The sequence below is a fragment of the Microbulbifer maximicatervae (SeqCode) genome (assembly GCF_052467695.1).
Genome location: NZ_CP174320.1, coordinates 3484645 through 3508009 on the forward strand (window position 1 = coordinate 3484645; position 23365 = coordinate 3508009).

The following is a 23365-nucleotide window of genomic DNA, read 5'->3' on the forward strand; positions in this document are numbered from 1 at the left end:
ATCGGGTTGACTCAGAAGTAAGCGGATTGCGAAAAAGTATTGATCCATAGGAATAGGGTGAAGTGAATGGCAAATAAGGGAAGTACTCTATCTGAGATGTTGAAAGGGATAGGTACTTTGGAGGATAGTGCCGATTTCACTATTTCTTGGTTTCAGAGGTTACATATATATTTGGCAATCATAGGTTTTGTTATCTATCGCCTCTTGATTACCCCATGGAAAGTGCGGAAGAAAAGGAAATTCTTTTCAGATCTGGATGCCCTGAAGAACTTGGCTCTTAGACTCCCACAGCCTGATGAAATAAATGAGGAGGGGGAGAGCAACTTCCTTAAACAGGGTGAATTGGATTTCTTCAAAAAAAATGGCTTTTTGGTCCCATTTTCTGTTGTTTCAGAGGGTGAGGCTGTCAAGCTGAAGGGGCTTGCCCTTGATGAATATGATAAAAGTTTCCACGGAATTAGTTTTCTCGGGAATAAGGTTCGTGATATCGGAATTAGGCATGGGGACTGGCCGATAGAAGATGCTGGAGCCTATCAGGCACTAAGTCCCCCTTCATTTCGAGAGCTTCTAAGAAAGCCTAAAATATCGCACCGTTTAGCTAGTCTACTTGGCAACGAAGTTATTTGTTGGCGAAGTCAATTTTTCCATAAGATGCCGGGAACTGGCCCCACTGCCTGGCATCAAAATGCAACTTTCCGTGAGACAGGTAAATATGCCAAGCTTCAACCAGCGTTAGATGCAGACCCAGCGATAGTTCAGCTGAATGCGTGGGTGGCTCTAACTGATGCTGCTCGTGAAAATGGCTGCTTACTTTTACTTCCTGGATCGTTTTCGGATGCGAGAATTAGTTACCTATATGAATATATGCAAACCAATAGATACTTCTATCTGTCGCAGCTTCCGCTTTCACTTCCTCATTTATACTTTATGGCAAAAATCGGCTTCTATGGCTCTATATTTGCAAAGAGTGCCTTGGTGTTTTTCACAGCTGTGGAGATTTTAGGGGAGGATTTTTTTGAAAATTTCGAGGTTCTTGATGTTGAAATGAAGGCGGGAGAATGTCTTATTTTTTCTGCCTTAAATATGCATGCATCTTACCCGAACATAACAAAAATTGACTGCCGGTTCTCCTTTCTTGGGAGGTGTACCACAACTCATGTAAAGGTTTCCCCTTCTGGTAAAGATAGATTTCCTAGTGCTGAAGGTATGGTTGAGTTTGAGTTGCCAGAGGTTAGTTCATTTCAGATATATGGTGGTGATTCGTATGGGTACAACAAAATAATGCGAAACTAGTGGGGGGTAGTCATTACTTGAATGAGGTTAAGTTTTATGGAGACTGGAAAAAGTACTTTTTCGGAGATGCTGAAGGGATTTGGTTCTATGGGGGATGCTGCAGATTTTGCGATCTCCAAAGTGCAAGCCTTTCAAGTTCTAATAATGATCACTGTTGTTTTGCTTTATAAGCTATTAATCCTCCCATGGCGTGGTTCGAAAAAGAAGCAGATGTTTGATGAGCTGGATAAGCTTAGAAATATGACGGTGACTATTCCGAGAAAAAATGTCTCAAGGGATGGTGGTAAGGATGATTTCCTAACAGAAGAGCAAATTTGTTACTTTGAAAAAAATGGTTATTTGCCACCATTTCAGTTGGTTTCTGAAGATCAGGCAGCAAGTTTACGTAAAGAGGTTGAAGACGCATTTGCTGAAGACTTTCAAGGGGTAAGCTATGTTGGCAGTAAAGTAAGAGAGATAGAAAAGCGGCATGGACAATGGGTAATTGAAAGTGCTGGACTTTACCAGGCTCTTAGAATGAAGTCTTTTAGGGAGCTGTTGAGGAATCCAAAATTATCGCACAAGCTTGCCAGTCTATTGGGTGATGAGGTGATGTGTTGGCGATCACAGTTTTTCGATAAATTTCCTGGTGCTAGCGGCACTATATGGCACCAAAATGCGACTTTTAGGGAGACTGGTAAATATGCGAAACTGCAGCCTACAAAAGATACTGATCCCGCAGTGATACAGCTTACTGCTTGGGTCGCTCTATCAGAATCTACTATTGAAAATGGCTGTTTGAGATTTTTGCCGGGGTCGTTTAGTGATGCAAGAATGGATTTTCTATACAGCTTTATACAAGATAATAAGTTATTTTATATTTCTTTGCTTCCTTTTTCATTCCGATATTTTTTTGATGTTTTTAAGGTGGTTTTGTTTGGTTGGATTTTCACTAAGAGTATATTTGTCTTTCTTACGGCAGCGAAGCTCTTAGGAGAGGATTTCTTTGATAAGTTCAAAGTTAAAGATATGGAGATGAAGCCGGGTGAGTGCATTGTGTTTTCATCTCTAAATATGCATGCATCATATCCAAATATATGTAGTAGTAATTCTCGGTTTTCCTTTGTGGGAAGATGTACGGCAAATCATGTACGGGTCGCACCGGGAGGTAAGGATGTATACTCAACAGCGGAGGGAATGGTGGAGTATGAACTTCCAGAGGTAGGTAGCTTTCAAGTTTATGGTAAGGATTCTTTTGGCTACAACAAGATCTTGAAAGATTAACCTTTATGTACCTTTAAAAGAGAGCGTCTTACTTGGTCTCTTGTAGTTTGCTCTTTATGTTGTGTTGTAGAGTTATATGCGGTCTGCAGTTGGAAATCCTCACTTGTTACTTTGCTGTATAAGTTTTCTGGCTGAAATACTTTGAAAAACCAGCCTCTTCTTCAGGTGTAGTTGATGTGTTTGACCTATCTATGATAGGAGAGAGGCTGAATTCAGGTGGCGGAGTTTTTGACTATATTTGTGTGTTAGTTTGGTTTTTTATTTGCTTTTCTATCCTATCATTAGGTTAGTGTTGGATACTGCCCTATTTAATATCTTTTTATCTTTTTATCTTTTTATCTTTTTATCTTTTTATCTTTTTATCTTTTTATCTTTTTATCTTTTTATCTTTCGGTGCCTGGAGTTTGTACGCCTTATTTAGGGTTCTGTCGGTGTTGAATGTCTCATTTTTAAGCTTCCTTATTGTGTTCATATTTTTTTAAGTTACGCACAGAATTAAATTTCGTTTCCGCTAAAATTTCGCCCACTTTTGCATTTCATGACTGTCCGGAACTTATATTTTGGACAGTACCTAACACCAAAATAAAAAACACGGCACTTAAGGCGATTATGGAAAAGTTATTCGGGCAGAAATTATTGGTAATTGCACTAACCGCGGCACTTGCAGCTTGTGGTGGAGGGGGAGGTTCGTCGGATTCTGACTCCGATTCACCACCTGTGAGCGATGGCGGAGATGATAATAGTGGGGGTAATCAAGATGGAGGAAGTGGAACAGGTGATAGCGGGTCAGATGATAGCGGGGATGACTCCTCATTGCCTGATAATGACCCATCGACTGTAACCGTTGGAGATGTGTCAACAGCTTAACTCGGGTTTGCAACAATTACCGCTACAGATATCACTTTGCCTAACGCAATGGTAAATGCTCAGGAAGTTTACCAGCTGGCCCACTATATTGGCCGTACGGACAGTGAGCAGGATGAGGAAAATATTGATATTCCTATCCGTAGCTATACGGCCTCCTGTGCTACGGATACTGCCCAGCCAAAAATGTATGTATCCACAACTTTGTCAGAGGGGAATAGTGCCTCTGATACAACCTATGGGTCCGTTTACGAGCTTCAATATAACCCAGATAGCATGAGCTTCGAGCAGACGGGTAACGCCACCATTCTGAATCAATGCTATGAGTCACATGGTATTACGGCCAGTTCGGATTGCTCCAGGGTAGCTGTTTTATGCAATACCGAATATAAGGCCAGTGAGCGATATGATATCGAGAAAGATCTGGTAGAAGAGTACGGTACAACCTGGATGAAGATTGAAGATAATCTTGACAGTGTTGCAGGTACCGATAATGAAGAGAAGTATAATGACCAGATCTGGCTAATGGAGTGGGATAACAAGCCTATAACAGAAACTCCAGATGCCTATGTTGTCAATAAAATGCATGGTGGCACTCATTTGGGGACTCAGGAGCTATTGTACGTAGAGGATGATAGCCAAGGGCGCACAAGTTATGCATTTTCCGTGACTGCTCGTGTTCTTGTTAGCGGTTCGCATTATTCGGCAGGGCTGACGGTAATCAATCGGGATGACTGGTCAATGTCCTTCTCTGGAGATGATCACCGGGGTTGGTACTGGGCGTGTGGCCATGGCCACGTTCTGAATATTCGAGCCTTTTATAATCCGGGGAATGAGATGTACGGTGCTCTGTGTACCAGTGATGGAAATAAATATTATCCGTCACCGGGCCTGAATGCGATCGCCATTAAAATGGAGGACAGTGGATCCTCTGTTTATGAAGGCACCTATAATCATTTAGTGCCCTCGACAAGTGCAATGATATCCAACGGTGGTGGCCATACGGTTGTCCCGGTTGATGCCGATACAAATCTCTCAGTTATTGTCTCTCCAAAGTACATTGAAGATTCGAACATGGATATGTTCTTACAGGATGAGCTGGGCATTGATACAAGTGGTGATGGCCCCTTCGAAGAGGAATGTGCTGATAACGGCATTCGCAATTGCTTCTTCTCATATATCGACAGTGGTGAATATCCTGTAATTTCCAGGCAGGGTCTCTATTCTGGAGATGCCTTGGATACTACTTCCCTGACACGTGTAGGTATTGCAAAAGTTGATGGGGAAGGCAGTATTGAAGGTAATGGCATTGAATGGCTGGCAACGGATTCCGATTGTCAAATTAGTGATCCCCAGTTGGTTGATCTGAAAAATGGCCGTTACTTATTTGGTTACGCACAGTTCCAGTGTATCTCCGATAACCTCCCGTACAATCGCAGTTACAATAAGAGTGGTGATGCCATGCGTATGCTGGTGCCAAAAGCCTACTATGTAATGGAGATTGATGCTGACTTAAATGTACTTGAGGGGCCGGTAAAGCTGACTGACTACGGTTGGGGTGGTTTGGATGAGCCTATGTACTTGGGTAATGGTAAAGTTGCCTGGAGCTATATTAAGAATCCTACCCTGGATAATTATATAGGCGGCCAACAAAATATTTGGCAGGCAATAGTTTATCATTCTGACAGCGTAAATTAATTGCGCTGATTTGGGGTAAGCTTAGGCTTGCCCCAAATTAAATTATATCTGTGCACCAGTATTAATTTACCCCCCCCCCCCCTCTCTTTAAGTTGTTTTTGTAACTCAGATATACGTGCCATTACATTAGGGTGCATCATTTTTTATTGTGCTCCTGTGTAATCCATTTCCTAATTTCCCCTCAGTATAATCGCGCGGCTTTCCCGTTCCGAAAACCACTTTTCGTTAACAGTGGTGACAGAAGTTCCGACTCCCTGAGTTGCGAAGACTGAAGTTGGAAAGGGCAGAGTACTTTTAGTGGACTTTATTTTGCTTTGAGCTGGCAGCGAAGGAATGTTGCATGGCTGGTTCGTAATCAATAAAGAGTGAGCTATGCAGCTATTTGTTGAGAATACATATGGAATTGTTTACCTGGCTCGAAGAGGGAGCGGTTTTAGCTCCGGATCTTCACTGCCAACTAGTGCTGAGCAAACCCTGGAAATGTTCAGTGTTTCATCTCTTCAAGAAATTTACGATTACTTCCTGGGTATGGGAGGGAGTTGTTCAGATTCTCTTCAACCAGGAAAGCAGCCTGATAGATGGGGCGATTTATCAGCCTCATTCCATTTAGATGCTCCTTCAAGCTACTCCTGGATAGAGAGAGCTATTTATAAAGAGTTAGTTCAAAACCGCTTGGTAATCGAAGAGGCTCCATTTGCTGATGCGGTGCTAGCCGACAAGCAGTCCCAATTGATTCCTAAAATCGATACAGGTCTTCAGTATATTGTTGACCTAGGGCGAGTTAATTCAAGGTTATCGAACAATGAATCTACTGATCAGAGTGACTTTACCGGAGGGCTAGCAATATGGCGTAAAGGTTTATCTGAAGTAGAGACTTTGGTGAGTTCTATTCGCCCTTTGATGGCGCAGGGACGCACCGCTAGGAACTATCTGCTGTATGAAAAGAGCATTGAAAAGCAAAATGAAAAATCTATACCGACTTCTAGCAGGTCCCTAGTAGATGCGCTTGGTTTCGATGCCAATAAAGTTACCCAGCAGCACTTAGAGTTAGCCTTTGAAGTAGCTGAAACTTTATACCAGGATGCGAGAATACGTGAAACAAATTTACGTTTCTTCCGCGATTACTTAAAAGCTCTATACCCATCGGAGGTTGCCCTACCAGAAAACGGCCTTTTTGAGATTATCTTAACATTCGCCATGGTGGCATCCGTGAGCGATTCCAACGCTATCGAGATTTCCAAAGATAATGCGGGCTTACTGAGGTCCCTTCAGGGCGTTAGTAACCTAATGCTGGAATTTGCCAAAATTAAAAAGCGTCGCAATGTATTTTTCCATAAACGCGCAGGAAATGCTGAGGGTAATAAGGCGAGCTTCTCTGATCTGAGCTCTTCTGAAGTTGTAATACCACCTTCCTCCGGCGGGCAACCATCAAGTACAGGAGCGTCGCAAAGCGGTAAAGGAACAGTAAACGATAATTCTGAAGCGGGTTCTGACAGCAGCCAGGGTTCGCAGAACTCTCAGAATACAATCTCTGACCAGCCCGATAAAGCTGGGACCATAACCGGCACAAGCCATACTGGGAAGGAAGTTCCTAATAATAGTTGTGCTATTGAAGGCGGTGATCCCATTAACTTAAAAACCGGGGAAGAGCGTTTGACCTTAGTCGATGCGCTATTAGACGGACCGCTCCCCCTTGTTTTTGAGCGTACTTATCGCAGTAGTAATCCCAGAGATTTCGGTTTGGGTCATGGTTGGACTCACACCCTGGGAGAGAGGCTAATATCGGCACCTGATAAAAGTGTTCAGTTTATGGATGCGGAGGGTCGGGTAATTAGTTTTCCCTTTCCGGGGGATAGTGACCGCAGCCACAATGTTGTTGAGCATTTAACACTTACTCGTGTCGCCAGCGATCATTGGATTATTACCCCTTACGGGGCTCCCAATGGCGTGCAAAAACACTTTAAGGCAACCGGTGTAACAGGAGGACTTAAGCTTGCGGAAATACGTGATGGCTATGGTAACTTCTACCTATTCCACTATATCGATGAGCGTTTAATATGCATTGAGAGCAGCCTCGGTGAAGCCTTGCATATCAGCCCTCCGCAAGGGCAGTCGAACAGCCTGCGTATCGGTGAGCTTAAGAAGGAAACTAGCGATGGCCATATTAAAGTACTCGCAAGCTATGAGTACAGCGATGTTGGAGATTTGGTTAAAGCCACCGACGCCGATGGTTACAGTGAGCAGTACCAATACCATCACCATGTAATTAAGCAGCGCATCATAAAAACTGGCTACCGTTTCCATTTTGAGTGGGATGCCGAAGGCCCTTCTGCCCGCTGTGTGAGACAGTGGGGTGACCCAATCGATGGTCAGGCGACTTACAATTACCAGTTTGACTGGGACGATGATGGTAAGGGCGTTACTGTTACTGATACCCGTGGCGGCAAAGAGCGCTACCGCTTTAACGACCGGGCCCTGCCGATCTATCACCGCGATCCCGAAGGTGCAGAGACTCTCTACAGCTACAACAACCTGGGGCAGGTTACTCGGGTACAACTGCCCAGCGACGATGGCAGCCTTCGCGAGGAAATTTACCAGTACGATGACCAGGGTCGCCTGATACAAAAGAGCGATGCCGCCGGCAATAACCATCGTATCGAATACAATGCTGAAGGCCTGCCCGCCAAAGTTACCGACCCTGCTGGGAATAACTGGCAAAGGGAGTACAACGAAAATGGCCAGATCGTGGCCAGTAAAGATCCCCTCGGTAACAAGACCCAATACGGCTATAACCCCGTTGGTTTGATCGGTAGTCTTACCGATCCTCTCGGCAATACCACTCGCTATCTGTGGAACCCCGAAGGCAAGCTCGCCGCAGTAAAAGACCCTATGGGCCGTGCCCAGCACTACCGGTACGACAGTGCTCGCCGACTGGAAGAAGTGCAACACGCCCCCGGTCAGCTGACCCGCTATGAATACGACGCTCAGGATCGTATCCATGCGGTGACCACTCCAGACGGTGCCCGCACACAGTACAGCTACAACCCCAATGGATTACTTACCGGAGTTATTGACTCTGAAGGCCGCAGCACTTGCTATGCCTATGATGGCCTCAGTCAGGTAAAGACCCGCACCAACCCGGACGGCAGCCGCCTGGAATATCACTATGATGGCGAGCGCAACCTAATTGGGCTTACCAATGAAAACGGAGAGCGCTACCAACTTAAATACGACTTCAACGAACGCCTGATTGAAGAAGTAGGCTTCGACGGTCGCGTTACCCGCTATGCCTACAACCGTGCCGGCCACTTGGTAAGCTCCAGAGCCGTAACCGATACGGACAGCGGTAAAGGTATCGATACTATCTTCGAGCGCGATCCCTTTGGCCGGTTGTTGGAAGAGGTTACCCCGGACGGCAATACAAATTTCCGCTACAACCGCAGCGGGCAATTGATAGAGGCGGAAAATGCCCACCGCAAATTGCGTTGGGAATACGATGCCAGTGGCCGAGTTACCGGCGACTGGCAGGGCAAAGAAAAGCTTAGCCACAGATACGATGCAGCAGGTAATCGTATTGCCACGACCTTGCCCGATGGAGAAGTACTTAAGTTTACTTTTAACCCTGCCGGACAATTCCAAAGCCTGCACCGTCGCCCTTTAGGCAGTGATACTGATGAGTTAATCACCCGTGTTAGCCATGATGGGCAGGGTAGAGAAAGCCTGCGTCAACATGGCAATGGGCTGGAAAGTCAGAGAGACTACGATCCACAAGGCCGCTTGCAAAAACTCAGACTGGGCAAAACAAGTAATGTAAATCAGAAACCAGTGTCCGATCCCGCTTCAGGCACAAACCCAGTTCTTGAGCGTAGCTACCATTACAATAAAGCCGGGCAGATAGCCAAAATTGAAGACAGCTTGCGCGGTAATCGCAGCTACCACTACGATGCCTTGGACCGCCTTACCCAGGTAGATGGCCTCAACCCAGAATATTTTGTACACGACCCTGCGCACAATATCCTTGCCGCTGCCAATTCAAAAGACGAAGCCAAACAGCAAGCCAGCGCTACCCAGGTAAAAGGCAATCGTCTCGCTTTTCGCGGTGATACTCACTATCGCTACGATATTCATGGTAATCGGATTGCGGAGCTGCGTGGTAAAGGACAAAAACTGCAGACGCGTTACCACTACAACAGTCGCCAGCAGCTGGTACGTGTAGAGAAACTAAAGGTGGAAGAGGGTGTAGAACACCTTCAACAAGATATCCACTACCAATACGACCCGCTGGGTCGCCGTATTAGTAAGGCTGTAAACAAAGAGAAAAATGATTTCCTTTGGGATGGCGACACCCTTCTAAAGGAAACTAATACCGATAATCAAACCAGGCAGGACCTCAGCGCTCGTACCTACTACTTTGAACCGGGCACCTTTAAGCCGGTTGCTTTAAAAGAAAGTAAGCTAGATGAAGAGCGGGTCTATCACTACCATCTGGACCACCTTGGCACCCCAGATACCCTTACCAACCAGGCTGGTGAAGCGGTATGGAGTGTTGCCTACAAGAGCTATGGCAATATTGCCTTAGCCTATCAGAATCAGATAGAGCAACCTTTTCGCTTTCAGGGACAGTACTTTGATGAAGAGACAGGGTTTCATTACAACCGACATCGGTATTTTGACCCAAAAGTTGGGCAATTTACTCAGCAAGATCTGATTGGACTCCTAGGTGGAACAAATAACTACCAGTATGTGCCTAATCCTGTTCGATGGGTAGACCCGCTTGGGTTGACAGCAACGAAGGAAGATCCAAATAGAGCTAAAAAAACAGTTGCTGCAGTGCAATTACAGCAAGCTCAATTTTCAAATATAGAAGTGGGAAAGTTTGATGATGCTATTGCATTGGGACTGGAAGGAAAAAACTGTAAAGGCGCTTTGTTGCCTAAAAGCGAAGCTAGAGACGTAAAATTTGAGGCGATGGTTGCCAACGAGCTTCGAGATTACTTAGTTTCGTTCAGAAAAGCAATTCCTCACCCTTCGAAAGAGGGGCTTGCAGGGGAAATAGATATTGAAACCCCGAATTTTATCATTGAGGCAACAATGGGAAGGTCAAGCAAGGCGAATCAAGTGCGAGAGCGTCTGACAAATTCTATTGTCAACCCCAATGGAAAGCCTGTCATCGTAATAGCACCTAAGATGTCGAGTAAACAAAAGAGAGAAAATACAGTGAAAGCTGGTGCGGCTGTTGTGGTACGCTCAATTGATGAGTTGAATGAATATATGAAAAAGAATGGAGGTCCATAGATGTCAACCTCGGTATATTTAGTTAGCAGTGATATTATATCTAACCAGGATGCTTTAGGTTTCATTATTGATATAGGTTCGATTGATATAGATAGTCAAAAAATATCTGGTCAATTTTTAAACGGGAGGGCTTGTGTCTGGATAAATTTTCTAGGCGGTTCTGTTCTTGATGAAAGCGATGAAGACGAAATTGATGCATGGAAGAAGGCACTAGGTGCAGATGCATGTAGTTTTTTCGAATTGACAGTTGGAAAGAGTCCTGGGTCTATGGATCTTATGGCTAAAATAGCTGAGAAAGCTATGGAACGGTGGAATTTAGTTCTTGATGATTCATTTGAAACTATATACACAGAGAGAAATTACAAAGAAATACTTAAGCAATAATTATGTCCCCAATAGAAATATAGATTGTAGGAAGTGCACTATTCGACACCCGTAGGTTGGGAATTGAACAATAAATCTTTGGACTCCGCTTAACGAGGAGTTTTACAGGAGTGAAAGGGAGCTTAAATACATTCAGTCATGTTTAGGCAAGTATGACGTAGGGGTAGAATAAATAGTGTGTGATGGTTTGTCGGCCAAGTAGAATAGCTTTGGGGTTTCAGTTAGTAGCGTAAAGATAGTAATATTAGCCGTATATCCCATGTGTTCAACCGCTATTTAGTAGGGAGTAACCTTGCCTTATTACTTGTTTAGGTAACATGCCTTGCCACGAAGAAATATAATACAGTAAGAAAGTATACAAACATGTATCAATATTCAGATTAAATATTATCAATGAGGTATATATTTCTCATACCCAAACATCTATGTCTGAATGTGTCGACTTTATGTCATTTGTGACCAAATTCACTAGCATACAATTCTAGCTGTACCTCCTAGAAATACCTTATTTATATGTTTGCGCTTTGCGTGAGGTATCCGATAAACGCTTAAGAATATATCGCAACTTGTAAAAAATAAATTTAAGTGAAAAAGGAAATAGCCATGCGTTCTTTAATCTGGGCTGGCCTATGCTCGCTGCTTTTTAGCAATATGGTCTGGGCCCACTCCACATCAAAAGATGCCTTTCATATTGGAATATTATTGTACGATGGTGCACAAACTATTGATTATGCCGGTCCCTATGAAGTTTTTGGGCAAGCTAATTATCGTTTAACAACGGTTTCGGAAGATGGTGGAACCATTACTTCAGCTATGGGGCTTAAAGTGGCTCCAGATACCAGCTTCGATCAGGACAATCAATTTGATGCATTAATTATCCCTGGGGGCAGTATTAATGAAGCAATGGAGAGCCCGGAAGTATTACACTGGATTAAAGAGCAGTCCAAACAGGCTCAGTACATTCTATCGATATGTAACGGTGCCTTTATTCTGGCAAATACTGGGCTTCTGGATGGTAAGAAAGCAACCACCATTCGCGGAGCATTTGGTTCTTTCGAGAAGAACTTCTCAGATGTTGAATTGGTAAAGAATAAAAAGTTTGTTGATAACGGCAAGTTTATTACTACAGCTGGCCTTTCATCTGGTATAGACGGCGCTTTATATCTGGTAAGTAAGGTTGATACGATTGAAAAAGCCAAAAGTGTTGCAGCGAAGATTGAGTACCTGTGGGTGCCAGAGGGGGGCTATATCCGGGGGATGATGGCGGATAAAATCATGCCAAACCTTGGTGACTTGCCTGAGTCAATTCAGTTTGTTTCTAAGGAGTATAGCTATGGTAGCCTGGAAGAATGGTACACTGCGTTTCAGCTTTCCGGTAATGTGGAAACTGTAAAAGCCTGGTTAAGTGAGCAAATGAAAGAAAATCCTGAGTGGAGTAAGGGGCAGGGTAAGTCTATTGACAATAAATGGGTGTATCAGTTTTCTGATGATCGTACTGTATTGCAAGTTGACTTTGTTGCTCCCTCTGATATCAATCCTTGGGTACTTAAGTTAAGCATATTAGATCAAGCGTCATAATTTGGTAGCTTTCATTAAAGGTGTGCGGGTTTTGTACTCAATTCCCACTTTAAGGTTTGTTTTGTGCAGTTGTAGCGCGGGCGATATCTGGTTGTCGTGTGCTAGGCGAAATCTATAAAGGTAAAGATGGAGACGATAAAACCTAGAATATAGGAAAAGTATTTGCTTTCTGGTCTTCAGATTGAACATACCGTTTGCACCGCCACATCGTCATTTTTGAATTACATTGGGAAGGTTCTTCATTCCGGCGATAGCATATTTGATAGGGCTTGGAAATTGACCAGCCTCTCTTAATGTTATTAAATGTTTGAAAATTTGTGAACGACGGGTTTTTTCCGCCGGTAACTTGAATTTGACAAATTCTGTCCCAGTTTTCTAGTTGTATACTTACAGAAGACGCCATTGAAGCTATTGATAGCGAGGACAAAATTAAAAAAATACTCACAGCTCTCACAGTAAGCCATCCCGTCTGGTGACCTAATATTCGGATTTGCTACCCCAAGATTATATGGTTACGTGAAGCCCGTAACGAATTTCGAGAAGGCATCGGTGGCGGATTAATTAGAAGTGTTTGTTACTTTTTTGTGAGGCGCGACTGTTAGGTCAAATTATGTTGATAGCGGTTGTTCACTATGGGGTTTTAGTCTGAGCTTGGAGCTAGGGATCTTGTGCAGTATCTATATCTGTCTACCTGATGAAAGGTAAAATAGATGCGAGCCGAGGCTCGCATTCTTAATGCTACCTGAAATTTAAATACTGCTTACTTCGATAGAGGATGTGTTGTTTTTATCTTGTGCCTTTTGAGTTTTCTGGGTGTCAGATTGGTGGGGCAAAAAAGTTAAAAATTCATCCTCAATCGCTGAATCAAGGAGTATCTTACAGTCCTCTTCATAGTTATTTAACAGGCGCCATGGATAGCGCTTACCCTGTCTGGGGAGTTCTCCATTTGCCCGTTTTACATAGCCAGAGTCCAGGCTGCTCATTACCGAACCTTGTTCAGAACTGCCTTCGCTATCTATCGCTGTACACACTTGAAAGTTATTTGTTTCCATATACTTGAATAATCGGCAAATATAGCGAGCGGTAATGTCTGCTTTAAGAGTCCAGGGAGCGTTGGTATAGCCGAATACCCATGAGATGTTAGGAACCCCCTCCATTAGCACTGCTTTGTAAGTCAGCTTTTGATTGACTGCTACCGGTGCACCATCAATACAGAGCTTGATACCTCCTAGCACTTGTAACTTTAATCCGGTCGCACTGATAACAATGTCTGCGTCTAATTGTTGCCCTGACGTAAGCAGGATACCCTTATCTGAGAAAGTTTCTATTTCACCGGTGGCAACAGAAGCTTTTCCTGAGCAGATTGAGGAGAACAGATCTCCATCGGGTACAACGCAGAGACGTTGATCCCAGGGGTTGTAACTGGGATCAAAGTGACTGAGATCGTAATTAGCTGGAAGGCTTTTTCTTACATCTTTTAATAGTAACTTTCTAATAAAGTTAGGCCAGCGCTTAGCAGCTTTAAAAATCCAGCGCTGCAATTTGATATTGCGCCAGCGTCCTAGCTTGTGAACCCAGGGTGCTGGCAGAAATTTTGATAGTACACGAGAGATTTTATCGATAGATGGAACTGAAATGATATAGCTTGGGGAGCGTTGCAACATGGTGACATGTTGGGCGGTGGTTGCGAGCGAAGGGACCAGGGTAACAGCGGTAGCGCCGCTGCCGATTACGATAATACGCTTGCTGCGGTAGTCCAGATTTTCTGGCCACTGTTGGGGATGAATCAGTTTTCCTTGATAGTTTTCTATACCTGGATATTGCGGCAAGTAGCCCTCTTTATGGTCGTAATACCCAGTACAGGCAATCAGAAAACTACAGGTATATCTCACTGGGCTGCCAGATTCGGTGTTGTGACCTTCCAGAGTCCAAGCTCGGTCTGTATTGGACCAGTTCGCCGTAGTTAAATTTATTCCAAAGTGAATTCTCTTTTTAACGTCGTATTGCTTTGCGGTGGTTTCAATATATTTTTGGATAGATGGGCCATCCGCGAGTATTTTCTCGCCGGACCAGGGCTGGAAGTCATAGCCGAAGCTGTACATATCGGAATCAGATCGAATGCCCGGGTATTTAAAGAGGTCCCAGGTACCGCCGACTTGTGCTCGCCGCTCGATAATGGCGAAGCTGCGCCTGGGACATTCGCGACTCAAATGACAAGCCATTCCTACGCCTGAGAGTCCCGCGCCGATAATTAATACATCGAAATGAGTCGATTTCACAATCCCTATCCCTGCAAATTTCTATGCCTTATAGACTGGGTAGATGTGCCCATGATTTATTGTTAGATTGCGACAAATAATTGTCTTTCCGCGCCACAAAGATGGGGAGCAAGTTATGGGTAGCCTTGTACGAGTCAGTATTCTTTCCGGTTTCAGTGAATTCGTGGAGCAGCTTGGGGGCAGGGGGGAAGCCTTCTTGGCCGAGTTCGGTATGCCTTGTGATATCAGCCCGGCGGATTCCCGCCTGGTATCATTTGTTGAGGTCGCGCGCCTGTTGGAAACTGCAGCACGCCGGTTAGATCGCCCTGATTTGGGGCTGTGCCTCGCATCGCGACAAGGGGTGGACCGCTTGGGTGGGATAGGTGTAGTTGCATGCAACGCGGCCACTCCCCGGCAAGCCTTGCTATCCGTTAGGCGCTTTCTTTCTCTTCATAGTTCATCCCTCAGTATGCAAATGGAGCCATTAAGTGAGGGAGATGTACTACGTATTGTTTTTGATTGGCAGGACCCAGCTCTCAGTAGCTATCGCCAGATCCGGGAGCAGGTGCTGGGAAATACGCTGACGATGATACGGATGTTGGTAGAGACTGAGTGTTGCCCGCAAAACGTACTGCTGCCTCATGGTCCTCAAATGGCAGAGGGTGACTACTGCAATTACTTTGGCTGTGAGGTTCTGTTTAGCTCGGGCTATTGCGCGATGGACTTCCCAGCTGCATTTCTGGATACACCACTGAAGTCTGCCGATCCAGTGGTTGAGCGATTGGCCATTCACCATTTGGAGCAGCAGAGCGCGACGCTGCCCGTTCCTCTAACTGTAGAAATTCGACAATTACTCAGTGAAATACTGCCCAGCGGCAGATCTCAGCTCGGCACTGTGGCAGGGGCGCTGAAGCTCCACCCCAGAACTTTACAGCGCCGCCTGGCTGCGGAAGGGCTTAGGTTCGAAGAACTATTGGATAACGTGCGGCGGGATCTGGCGACTCGATACTTATCCGATCCGAATCTGGCCTTGGGGCAGATTACGGGTTTGTTGGGGTACTCCGAGCAGAGTACATTTCAGCGAGCTTGTCGACGTTGGTTTGCGGAGACTCCCCGGAATCACCGCATACGCCTTGCAGGCAGCGCAATTGTGGGGCGGCCAGAATCTCCGTAAAAGCCTGGAGGGGGCAGTTCTTTCAATATTCAGTAGGCTCCACCTCTCCAGGACGCCAGGTTTTCTCCAGCCATGGCCCCAAGGGTCCATACAGTCTCAAGATTACGAAAAAACCTTTGTTAGGTAAGGTCTCCAGCCAGTTTTTCTCAAACCCTTTTGGCGCCTTGGGTCCAAAATAAATGTCATAAGAACCATCGGAATTTTGTCTTATCCCTTTCGACTGGCTGCTTACTGCGGGAAAGGGTTGGCTGGTTTTTAACATTGAGCGCGTTTGGCTGTCGTAGATATTTACTGCCCAAAAGGCATTGACCGGTACATCGGGGGGCAGGTGCAATTTGTATTTTCTAGAGCCATCAAAAGGCTCTTTGTTTTCATCGACAAAGGCAATGGCGTAATCAGAACCTTTGCCAGGTTCAATAGCAGTCATTGCTGGGCTGACACCGGTATAGGGGTAGAAGTAGCTGACTCGGGCGTCACTATTAATGGTTTTGCCATCGGGGCCATTGAAGAAGATATTCTTGCCGGGAAACGCCATTACCCAGGCGCTATCTGTGCCTGGGTAGATTTTGATATCGGAGAGGGATTTGTCTGTCCGTGGGTACCAAACAATTGAGCGGGCTATACCATTACCAATTGCAACTGCGTCCGTAAGAATTTTGGTCATTCTTTTATCTGGACTGAAGGCTTTCCCTTTTTCAATGCCTATTGAGGCAAAGAGGCCGCGCGTTTCTGGGTTAAGCATCCCAACCCACTCGTATTGAACGACTTCATTAAGGTGCTTATAGAATTGATAGTCATTGGGGTGGATGGTGTTGAAGGCCTTTCCAGACGCACTGATAAAGACCATCCTTGGCGGGTTACCTTTTTGAGCCAGGGGGTAGATTCTCAAGTTGTCTTTGATGTTTTGCACGGCCTCCGGCAAAGGCTGGTTACTTGGCGAGCGCATAAACACCCACAGTCGGAAGGAGCGAGGGTAGATGGGAATGTAGCCGAAGGGAATATTGCCTTTATAGTCTGGTGGCAGTAACAGAAACTTTCCCCCGCGCCCCTTATCCGGGCCAGAGGAGCCGATATCTTCAACAAAGCGGAACCAGGCATCATTAAACGCGCCCATAACGTCGGGCGGCGAGTGAAACACAGTTGGTCCGTCTCGTTTTAGATCTAAAAAAGCCAGCGTATAGATAGTCGAAGTATTGCCTGTAAGAAAAAGAGACTCAGAGTTCATTAATCGATCGAAAATTAAGACTTCATTGGCAGACTTAGCGCCAAGCTCTCTTCCCCCTTTCATCAGAGCATGTACTGATGCCCCCTGAATTCCCTTGAGGAAACTATCCACCGCACGCATATGATCCAAATAGTCGTAGAGCTTTTCTGCGGTCTGGGGGTAGGGAGCGCCATCGCGGAATTCGAGGGTGCCAATACTACTGTCCACCTTATCTGGCGTACTGATTGATTTCAGAGTCTCTGGATGTAAATCGGCGCAAAGCGGCAGAGAGCTGGTTAACAGAAGAAAAATTCCGACAGACCCAAATGCGTACTGAAGTAATCGAATCAAAATAGCTACCTCTATATGCAAGGCGTGCGTGATACGTAAGTGTGTGGTATTGCTTCCTCTATTGGGGTTATTTCGTGCCAATTTTTTGTGTTAACTGCCGGATTATAAAGATGACTATCTCCAGGCGTAACTTGGGTATCTTTAGCGATAAGTTTGGCTTAATTTTGATCTGGTGAGGCCGGTGGATTAAAAGGTCAACTTTATTGTAATTATTGGTCTGTCGCATTTAGGCTGGCGCCCATGTTTTGTCTGGCAGACCTGGATTTAAAGGTTTACTTGAAGCCAGTAATTTCACGCCGCTACTGATCTGACTCTCCTGTAACCGAAATTATTGCATTAACTTGCATTCAAATATTTATCTGGCTTTCAGTGCCAGTAGCCGATCATTTGTAAAAGAAATCTCTCAAGGTTTCATGGTTCTCAAAAACCACCTTCAGAAAATAAGTCTGAGTAATTTTTAATATTTGCCCATCCTATTTTGTGACCAGCCGGTTCAAATTTTTGGGGCTTTATAGGTTTTCACTACCAAAAAAATTATTTTCTTTTTTTTGATCGTTTAATGGAATTAAATCCTGAGTAAATTGGTTTTTCGTTGCCTATTTTTTTACTTGGTAGTGGTGCGAGATCGGAAAAAGGGTTTATTAACTTCTTGATTTATTTGTCTTTTGGAATGTTTGTAATGTTTAGTCAGATCGAATAATTTCTAACAGGATGAAACTTTTCATGGATTGATAAAGAGGTTGTCATAAGCTTTACAGAAAATGCTTGTCATTATTGGGTCATCCGATTTATAAAATGATCGTCCCATGTAGCCGGTTTGAATAGTTTTTTTTAGGCTTATTCGGACTAGATCAAAAATCTTAGAATAATAAATGGACTAAAAATGTTTTCTCTTGCCAGCCTGTTCGAGAAAGTTGTGGAAAAATGTTGGCAAGGTCGTCTGGAAAATCTGGATGGCGAGGTTTTGACCTCGGCTCACTGTGAGAATGCGTGGCTCTCACTTACAAATGAAGAAGTTTGTTTCAGTGCTGGCGACCGCATTTTAGTGTGTACTCAGTCTGAAATAGAGGCGGTCGCCATTATGTTGGCGGCGTGGAAGATGGGGTTGGTGGTTGTACCTGCAAAGGGGGATCTGAGCCATTCTTCAATTAAAATGATCGCTTCAGACTGTAATGCCAAGGCGATTTGGCGTGCTGGAAAAATTGAGGCCTTGTCTGGTTATCAGCAGGAATGCTCAGAGTTTGAAGTGTCTTCTACTCCAGTGGTCACAGGCGTAGATCTGGCTCTGGTGATCTATACCTCAGGAAGTACTGGTAAGCCAAAAGGCATTATGCTTACTCATCAAAACATTCTGACCTCCTTGGCCTCAATATCCCAATATTTGGGCCTGACAGCACAGGACAGAATTTTGTGCTTATCCCCTTTATCATTTGACTACGGTCTTTATCAGGTATTATTTGCGCTATATAGCAACTGTACAACCATCCTCTATGACAAACCATTTAACCCCATACAAGCGCTTAAAACGATTTCAGAGCGGGATATATCTGTTCTTCCGATTGTGCCAGCAATGGGGGCTGCGCTGGTGAAACTGGTGGGTTTGGTTAAACCTGACCTCAGCAACCTGCGCAGTATCACCAATACTGGGGGCCATTTATCTGAGTACATGATTCGCGCCTGGAAGGAGTACTGCCCAGGTCTAAATGTTTTCTCTATGTATGGTTTGACTGAGTGCAAGCGAGCCTTGTACTTGGAGCCAGAGCTTTGGGAAGAAAAGATGGGTTCAGTTGGCAAGCCGATCCCTGGCCTGGATGCACGTGTATTTATACCTCACTCAGAGGTCAGTAAATTTAGAGAAGCAAAAGCTGATGAGGTAGGTGAGCTTTATGTTCGTGGGACGGCAGTGATGCAAGGCTACTATAACCCGGCCGCTCAAGGTGGTGCAGAAATCTTTTCGGGCAGATATCGGGACGACAACTGGTTGGCGACGGGAGACCTTTTTACCCGTGATCAGGATGGCTTTTTCTATTTTAAAGGGCGTTCAAAAGACTTAATAAAACAAGGTGGATTTTGCCTGTTTCCAAAGGACTTGGAAAATCATATTGATATGTGCCCATTGGTGCATATCAATGCAGTCATCGGCACTAAAGATAAGCTCGAGAATGAAGTGGCTACTTGTGTTGTGGAGCTTCATGAGAATACCGTTGACAATCAGAAGCAGTTTCGCACTTGGCTGAAAGCGAACATAGATACTGACTACATGCCGAGAGATATCAGGTTTGTTGATGGAATTCAATTAACCGCTAATAGCAAGGTCGATAGGAAGCGCTTAGAACAGGATTTACAAGTCCATGCCTAATGATCTGAGTATATTTAGGCGAGATCCCGCCTAAAACATAAAACGCTAACTTAATAAAAATATAAACGATACGTTTAACCCTTGGGGGAGTTATGGGTGCACTGTCAGATGCGCTGGTTCAACAGTTGGGCCAAAACAAGAAACAGCTATCTACACCTTGTTATATCTATTCCGTTAAAACTGCTCACGATAACTACAAGCAGCTGAAGGAAGCGCTGGGCACGGGATTGATATACTCTCTAAAAGCCAATAGTTGTCTTGATTTAATACTTCGTTGTGGGCACATCTTTGAAGACGGTATTGAGATTGCATCTATAGGCGAACTAAATCTACTTCCCAAAGGGAATAGTCCCCGATTTGTCAATAACCCATCGGCAGATAAGGCCTTTATACGCGCTGCCATTGCGAGTAAGTGCCATTTAATTATCGACAACCTGAATCAATTAGCTTTGGTTGAGGAGTTGAAGGCAAGGCGGCCAGTAAACCCTGTCGTTTTAAGGCTTAATCCCTCAATCTTGAGCCACTTTGATAGAAATCAAAAGGGCCTAAGAAAAGATCATTTTGGTTTCGACTGGAATGGCTGCCTTGAGGCTTTGGATTTTTGTAAGAAACATGGGATTCCAGTTTTAGGTTTTCATTTGTTCAGGGGCTCATACTCATTTAATAAAGGTGCTTTCGACGCTGCCAAAGTGGCCTTGCAAGTTGTTTATGAGTTCGAGGAAATACTGGGATACCCTCTGTCATTAGCCAATCTAGGTGGTGGGTTTGACCCCAATTGGCGGGAGCAGGAGTTTGATTTTGAGCAATATAGAAATTTGATTGCTGAATTTCCAGATCATATCAAGGTAGTTCACGAGAGTGGTCGAGCAATTATGGGCTCAGCCGGTTATTTCGTCACGGAAGTTCGCTATAAAAAGTCCATTAACGGTGACAAGTACGCCGTATGTGACGGGGGAATGGCCCAAAATTTCCTGTTGGCAAAAACGGAAAGTACCTTTAAACGATTCCAGCAACCTCATGTTTTGCGTAATGGGACTCCTCTAAAAGAGAATGATGAGGGGCAGAAAGTCCTTTTAGTAGGCACTTCTTGCAATAAGGAAGATGTGATTGGGGAAGTCAACAATATTGACCTTCGAGAAGGGGACTTAGTCATATTCGATGGGTGTGGTGCCTATAACGCAAGTTATACCGTAGCACCTTTCCTCAAGTTGCCGGCTCCGAACTCTTATCTGGTGGAGTAGATCATGGAAATGCAATCGGTTGTAGGTGGTTTTGTTCTCAATCAATTATCCAGTATTTCACCAGTGCCCATCACATTGAAATCGCTGTTAGAAAATTCTTGTGCTCGGCTATTCGATGCATCAATGATTATCGAAGATCCTTTGACAGAGCTTGCACCACTTAGGGATGCTTCGGTTCAGCAGCCATTAGAGCAGTTTGAGCAGACCTTTGTTATTGATCAAATTATTGACACTGTCCGGGATGAAGGACTGGATAATCACTTTCACAATATGATCGGGCTATTTGGCTCGATTATGTTGAGCCTGACTGCCACAGATGATCAGCTTGCCCAGGTCAATAAATGGGTGGAGCAGGGGATTTTCGGCCACTTCCTTATGACAGACCCCGGCGGCCCGAGTCTAATGGGTTGGAAGACAGAGCTGGTTGAAGCTGATAGCGCCATGCTGCTGAATGTCGACAAGATCCACGGCATTGAAGCACATAAGCTTGGCTTTGCCATGGTAGTTACCAAGCAACCGGGAAGACCTTTTCCCTTGACAGTGATGTTGCCACCAGAACTCTGTAACCAACTACGGCAGAGTACTGTAGGAGAGCCTTTTTTAAATGGCACCTTACAGCTGGGAAATTGTAAGGGTAAAGTATCAATTACCAAAGATATGTTATTGAGCAAAGGTGGATTGGGTAGCGTCAATCGATTTTTAACACTGGTTCGCCCGCGCTTTGTCAAATCACTAATGCACTTTGTGCTTTGGCTACATGACTGTAAAGAAGCTCGTTTAACCAGCGAAGATCAGGCTCATATAGAGTATCTAATTCATTTGTGTAATGAGCAGGTAGCCGCAACCACTTTCTCTATGCACAGTGTAAACCGTGTTCTGGCAACGAAATTTACCAGCAATGAGCTTTTGCTGAACCTGGTCTTGTCAGGAAAGATCAAATCTGTGAATCGACAGCGCGATCTGTTGGCTTTCACAAAAATGGAAGGCAGTTCATATCGGTGCTTCTTTGAGATATATAGCAAATTTAAGGGGCTGCGGGTATGAGCCTGTATTTACGATCTGCAGCTTTTATCCCTATAGAAGGTATCACTGTCTCATCCAGTAGTGATGTATCAACTGCCTTTGGTGATATTGCCAGGATTATCCGAAGACAGACAGATAGTGTATTAGATGCTGCTCCAGAGATAAAAGATTCGAAAATAGATCGCCATTTTTTATGCTCTACCATGATTGAACTTCCTTTGAGTTCATCGGCGATTAGTGAGCAGGACTTCAATTACGGTGATAATGCAAGAGCGCCAATTACCAGTTTTGTTAATACCTATGAATGTGCATCTTGGGGTTATAGCCTTCGACATTACCTGAAACAAAATCCGAAATCGCGCTACTTAGTGGTAAGTATTCTTGACGCCAATGTTTTAGATCTAACGTTTTGGCGAGAAAATGAAAATTGGGGTGATAGTGGTTTTGGTCTCTGTACACTGTTGTTTGAAGTACGGAATCTTGACAGTATAAACCTTAATGCATCCTGCACGATTACCTATAATACAACTCCGGAATTTGCCACTGTCATCCGAAAAATGGCTGCTGGACGAGATGACCTGACTTTATCTTTGCCATTCTTTCCGGAGAATATTCGTCAGATTTTCTCCAAATTGTTGTCGGCCAATCAAAAGTTACCAGACCTGCACGATCGATGGGGGCATTGTTTTGGTAGTGATCCCTGGCTGAATATTATTTGCCAAGGCGCTGAAAAAGGCTTTGACAAGCAAGAAAATTTGCTGGCCTGTTCGATTGCATTGAATGGCTATTATTGCACTGTAGAAGTTACCGTTGATGAACAAAGTCACTTCTATCTAATGGAGGCCGCGTGATGAAGACTGTTGAGTTATCAACGTGTCTTGAACGTAACCCCTATCCGGACACATTGAAATCCTGCTTAGCACAAATGCTGCCGTTGAGTACTGAGCAGGACTATCTTGCATTATCCAGCCTGCCAGTTAATTCCAGTCCGGTGCTGCTGAATCATTCAGAGCACTATCAATTACTGCTGGATATTCTGCGATACCTTGAAGATTCTGAACTGGATATAGACTTAATCTTGATAAAAATGCAGATGCCCGCTGGTGGGCGTATGCCAAGTGATCTATTACAAGGCACCGTTTTAATGCTTCATGACCTGGCTGGTGAAGAAGCAATATTGGTTAGAGAGGGAAAACGATATATAGCTATTGAAGATAGCTTGGTTCGCCACCCATTTGAAGCGGGAACAAACCAGCTGAAAATCAGGTTGGCAGTGGATGTTGATTGCCATGATCTCTTAATTGAGGGGCTTTCTAAATTACTTATCGAGTGCGGTTTCGGTGATATAACAATAAACACCATGGACGGGACAGCATAAAG

General features: G+C 44.5%; 15 protein-coding genes. 13 read left to right on the top strand and 2 right to left on the bottom strand.

Annotated elements, in window-relative coordinates:
- Nucleotides 1–66: 66 nt before the first annotated feature.
- The 7 genes from ACJJI8_RS15410 to ACJJI8_RS15440 all read left to right on the top strand — a co-directional run bounded on the left by ACJJI8_RS15410 (nucleotide 67) and on the right by ACJJI8_RS15440 (nucleotide 12375).
- Nucleotides 67–1293, top strand: a complete 1227-nt coding sequence (locus ACJJI8_RS15410) for a phytanoyl-CoA dioxygenase family protein (RefSeq protein WP_444932901.1) — start codon at nucleotides 67–69, stop codon at nucleotides 1291–1293.
- Between the two features lie 36 nt (nucleotides 1294–1329).
- Nucleotides 1330–2556 carry a phytanoyl-CoA dioxygenase family protein gene (locus ACJJI8_RS15415; protein WP_444932902.1) on the top strand — a complete coding sequence of 409 codons (1227 nt, stop codon included), beginning with the start codon at nucleotides 1330–1332 and terminating at the stop codon, nucleotides 2554–2556.
- 609 nt (nucleotides 2557–3165) lie between these two features.
- Nucleotides 3166–3423 carry a hypothetical protein gene (locus ACJJI8_RS15420; RefSeq protein ID WP_444932903.1) on the top strand — a complete coding sequence of 86 codons (258 nt, stop codon included), beginning with the start codon at nucleotides 3166–3168 and terminating at the stop codon, nucleotides 3421–3423.
- A 36-nt stretch (nucleotides 3424–3459) separates the two neighbouring features.
- Nucleotides 3460–5118 (top strand): hypothetical protein, encoded by a 1659-nt coding sequence (locus ACJJI8_RS15425; protein ID WP_444932904.1) that lies wholly within the window; start codon nucleotides 3460–3462, stop codon nucleotides 5116–5118.
- 372 nt (nucleotides 5119–5490) lie between these two features.
- Entirely contained in the window at nucleotides 5491–10413 is a 4923-nt protein-coding gene (locus ACJJI8_RS15430; RefSeq protein ID WP_444932905.1) for an RHS repeat-associated core domain-containing protein, read from the top strand.
- Complete coding sequence (locus ACJJI8_RS15435) at nucleotides 10414–10797, top strand: hypothetical protein (RefSeq protein ID WP_444932906.1); 384 nt, start codon at nucleotides 10414–10416, stop codon at nucleotides 10795–10797.
- Between the two features lie 603 nt (nucleotides 10798–11400).
- On the top strand, nucleotides 11401–12375 hold the full coding sequence (locus ACJJI8_RS15440; protein ID WP_444932907.1) for a DJ-1/PfpI family protein: 975 nt from the start codon (nucleotides 11401–11403) through the stop codon (nucleotides 12373–12375).
- Nucleotides 12376–13124: 749 nt separating this feature from the next.
- Here the strand turns inward: ACJJI8_RS15440 and ACJJI8_RS15445 are convergent.
- Nucleotides 13125–14654, bottom strand: a complete 1530-nt coding sequence (locus ACJJI8_RS15445; protein WP_444932908.1) for a flavin-containing monooxygenase — start codon at nucleotides 14652–14654, stop codon at nucleotides 13125–13127.
- A 115-nt stretch (nucleotides 14655–14769) separates the two neighbouring features.
- Here ACJJI8_RS15445 and ACJJI8_RS15450 point away from each other — a divergent pair, with 115 nt between their 5' ends.
- A complete protein-coding gene (locus ACJJI8_RS15450; RefSeq protein ID WP_444932909.1) occupies nucleotides 14770–15807 on the top strand; it encodes an AraC family transcriptional regulator in 1038 nt (345 codons plus the stop codon).
- A gap of 22 nt (nucleotides 15808–15829) precedes the next feature.
- On the opposite strand, the gene ACJJI8_RS15455 is transcribed toward ACJJI8_RS15450, so the two are convergent.
- Nucleotides 15830–17362, bottom strand: coding sequence for a DUF1254 domain-containing protein (locus ACJJI8_RS15455; RefSeq protein WP_444932910.1), 1533 nt, complete (start codon nucleotides 17360–17362; stop codon nucleotides 15830–15832).
- Nucleotides 17363–18245: 883 nt separating this feature from the next.
- Between ACJJI8_RS15455 and ACJJI8_RS15460 the strand changes: the two genes are divergently transcribed.
- The 5 genes from ACJJI8_RS15460 to ACJJI8_RS15480 all read left to right on the top strand — a co-directional run bounded on the left by ACJJI8_RS15460 (nucleotide 18246) and on the right by ACJJI8_RS15480 (nucleotide 23363).
- Complete coding sequence (locus ACJJI8_RS15460; RefSeq protein ID WP_444932911.1) at nucleotides 18246–19721, top strand: class I adenylate-forming enzyme family protein; 1476 nt, start codon at nucleotides 18246–18248, stop codon at nucleotides 19719–19721.
- A 92-nt stretch (nucleotides 19722–19813) separates the two neighbouring features.
- Complete coding sequence (locus ACJJI8_RS15465; RefSeq protein WP_444932912.1) at nucleotides 19814–20962, top strand: type III PLP-dependent enzyme domain-containing protein; 1149 nt, start codon at nucleotides 19814–19816, stop codon at nucleotides 20960–20962.
- Nucleotides 20963–20965: 3 nt separating this feature from the next.
- A complete protein-coding gene (locus ACJJI8_RS15470) occupies nucleotides 20966–22006 on the top strand; it encodes a hypothetical protein (protein WP_444932913.1) in 1041 nt (346 codons plus the stop codon).
- On the top strand, nucleotides 22003–22836 hold the full coding sequence (locus tag ACJJI8_RS15475; protein ID WP_444932914.1) for a hypothetical protein: 834 nt from the start codon (nucleotides 22003–22005) through the stop codon (nucleotides 22834–22836). Before ACJJI8_RS15470 ends, ACJJI8_RS15475 begins: the two co-directional genes overlap by 4 nt.
- Complete coding sequence (locus ACJJI8_RS15480) at nucleotides 22833–23363, top strand: hypothetical protein (RefSeq protein ID WP_444932915.1); 531 nt, start codon at nucleotides 22833–22835, stop codon at nucleotides 23361–23363. The genes ACJJI8_RS15475 and ACJJI8_RS15480 overlap by 4 nt, the downstream gene beginning before the upstream one ends.
- Nucleotides 23364–23365: the final 2 nt, after the last annotated feature.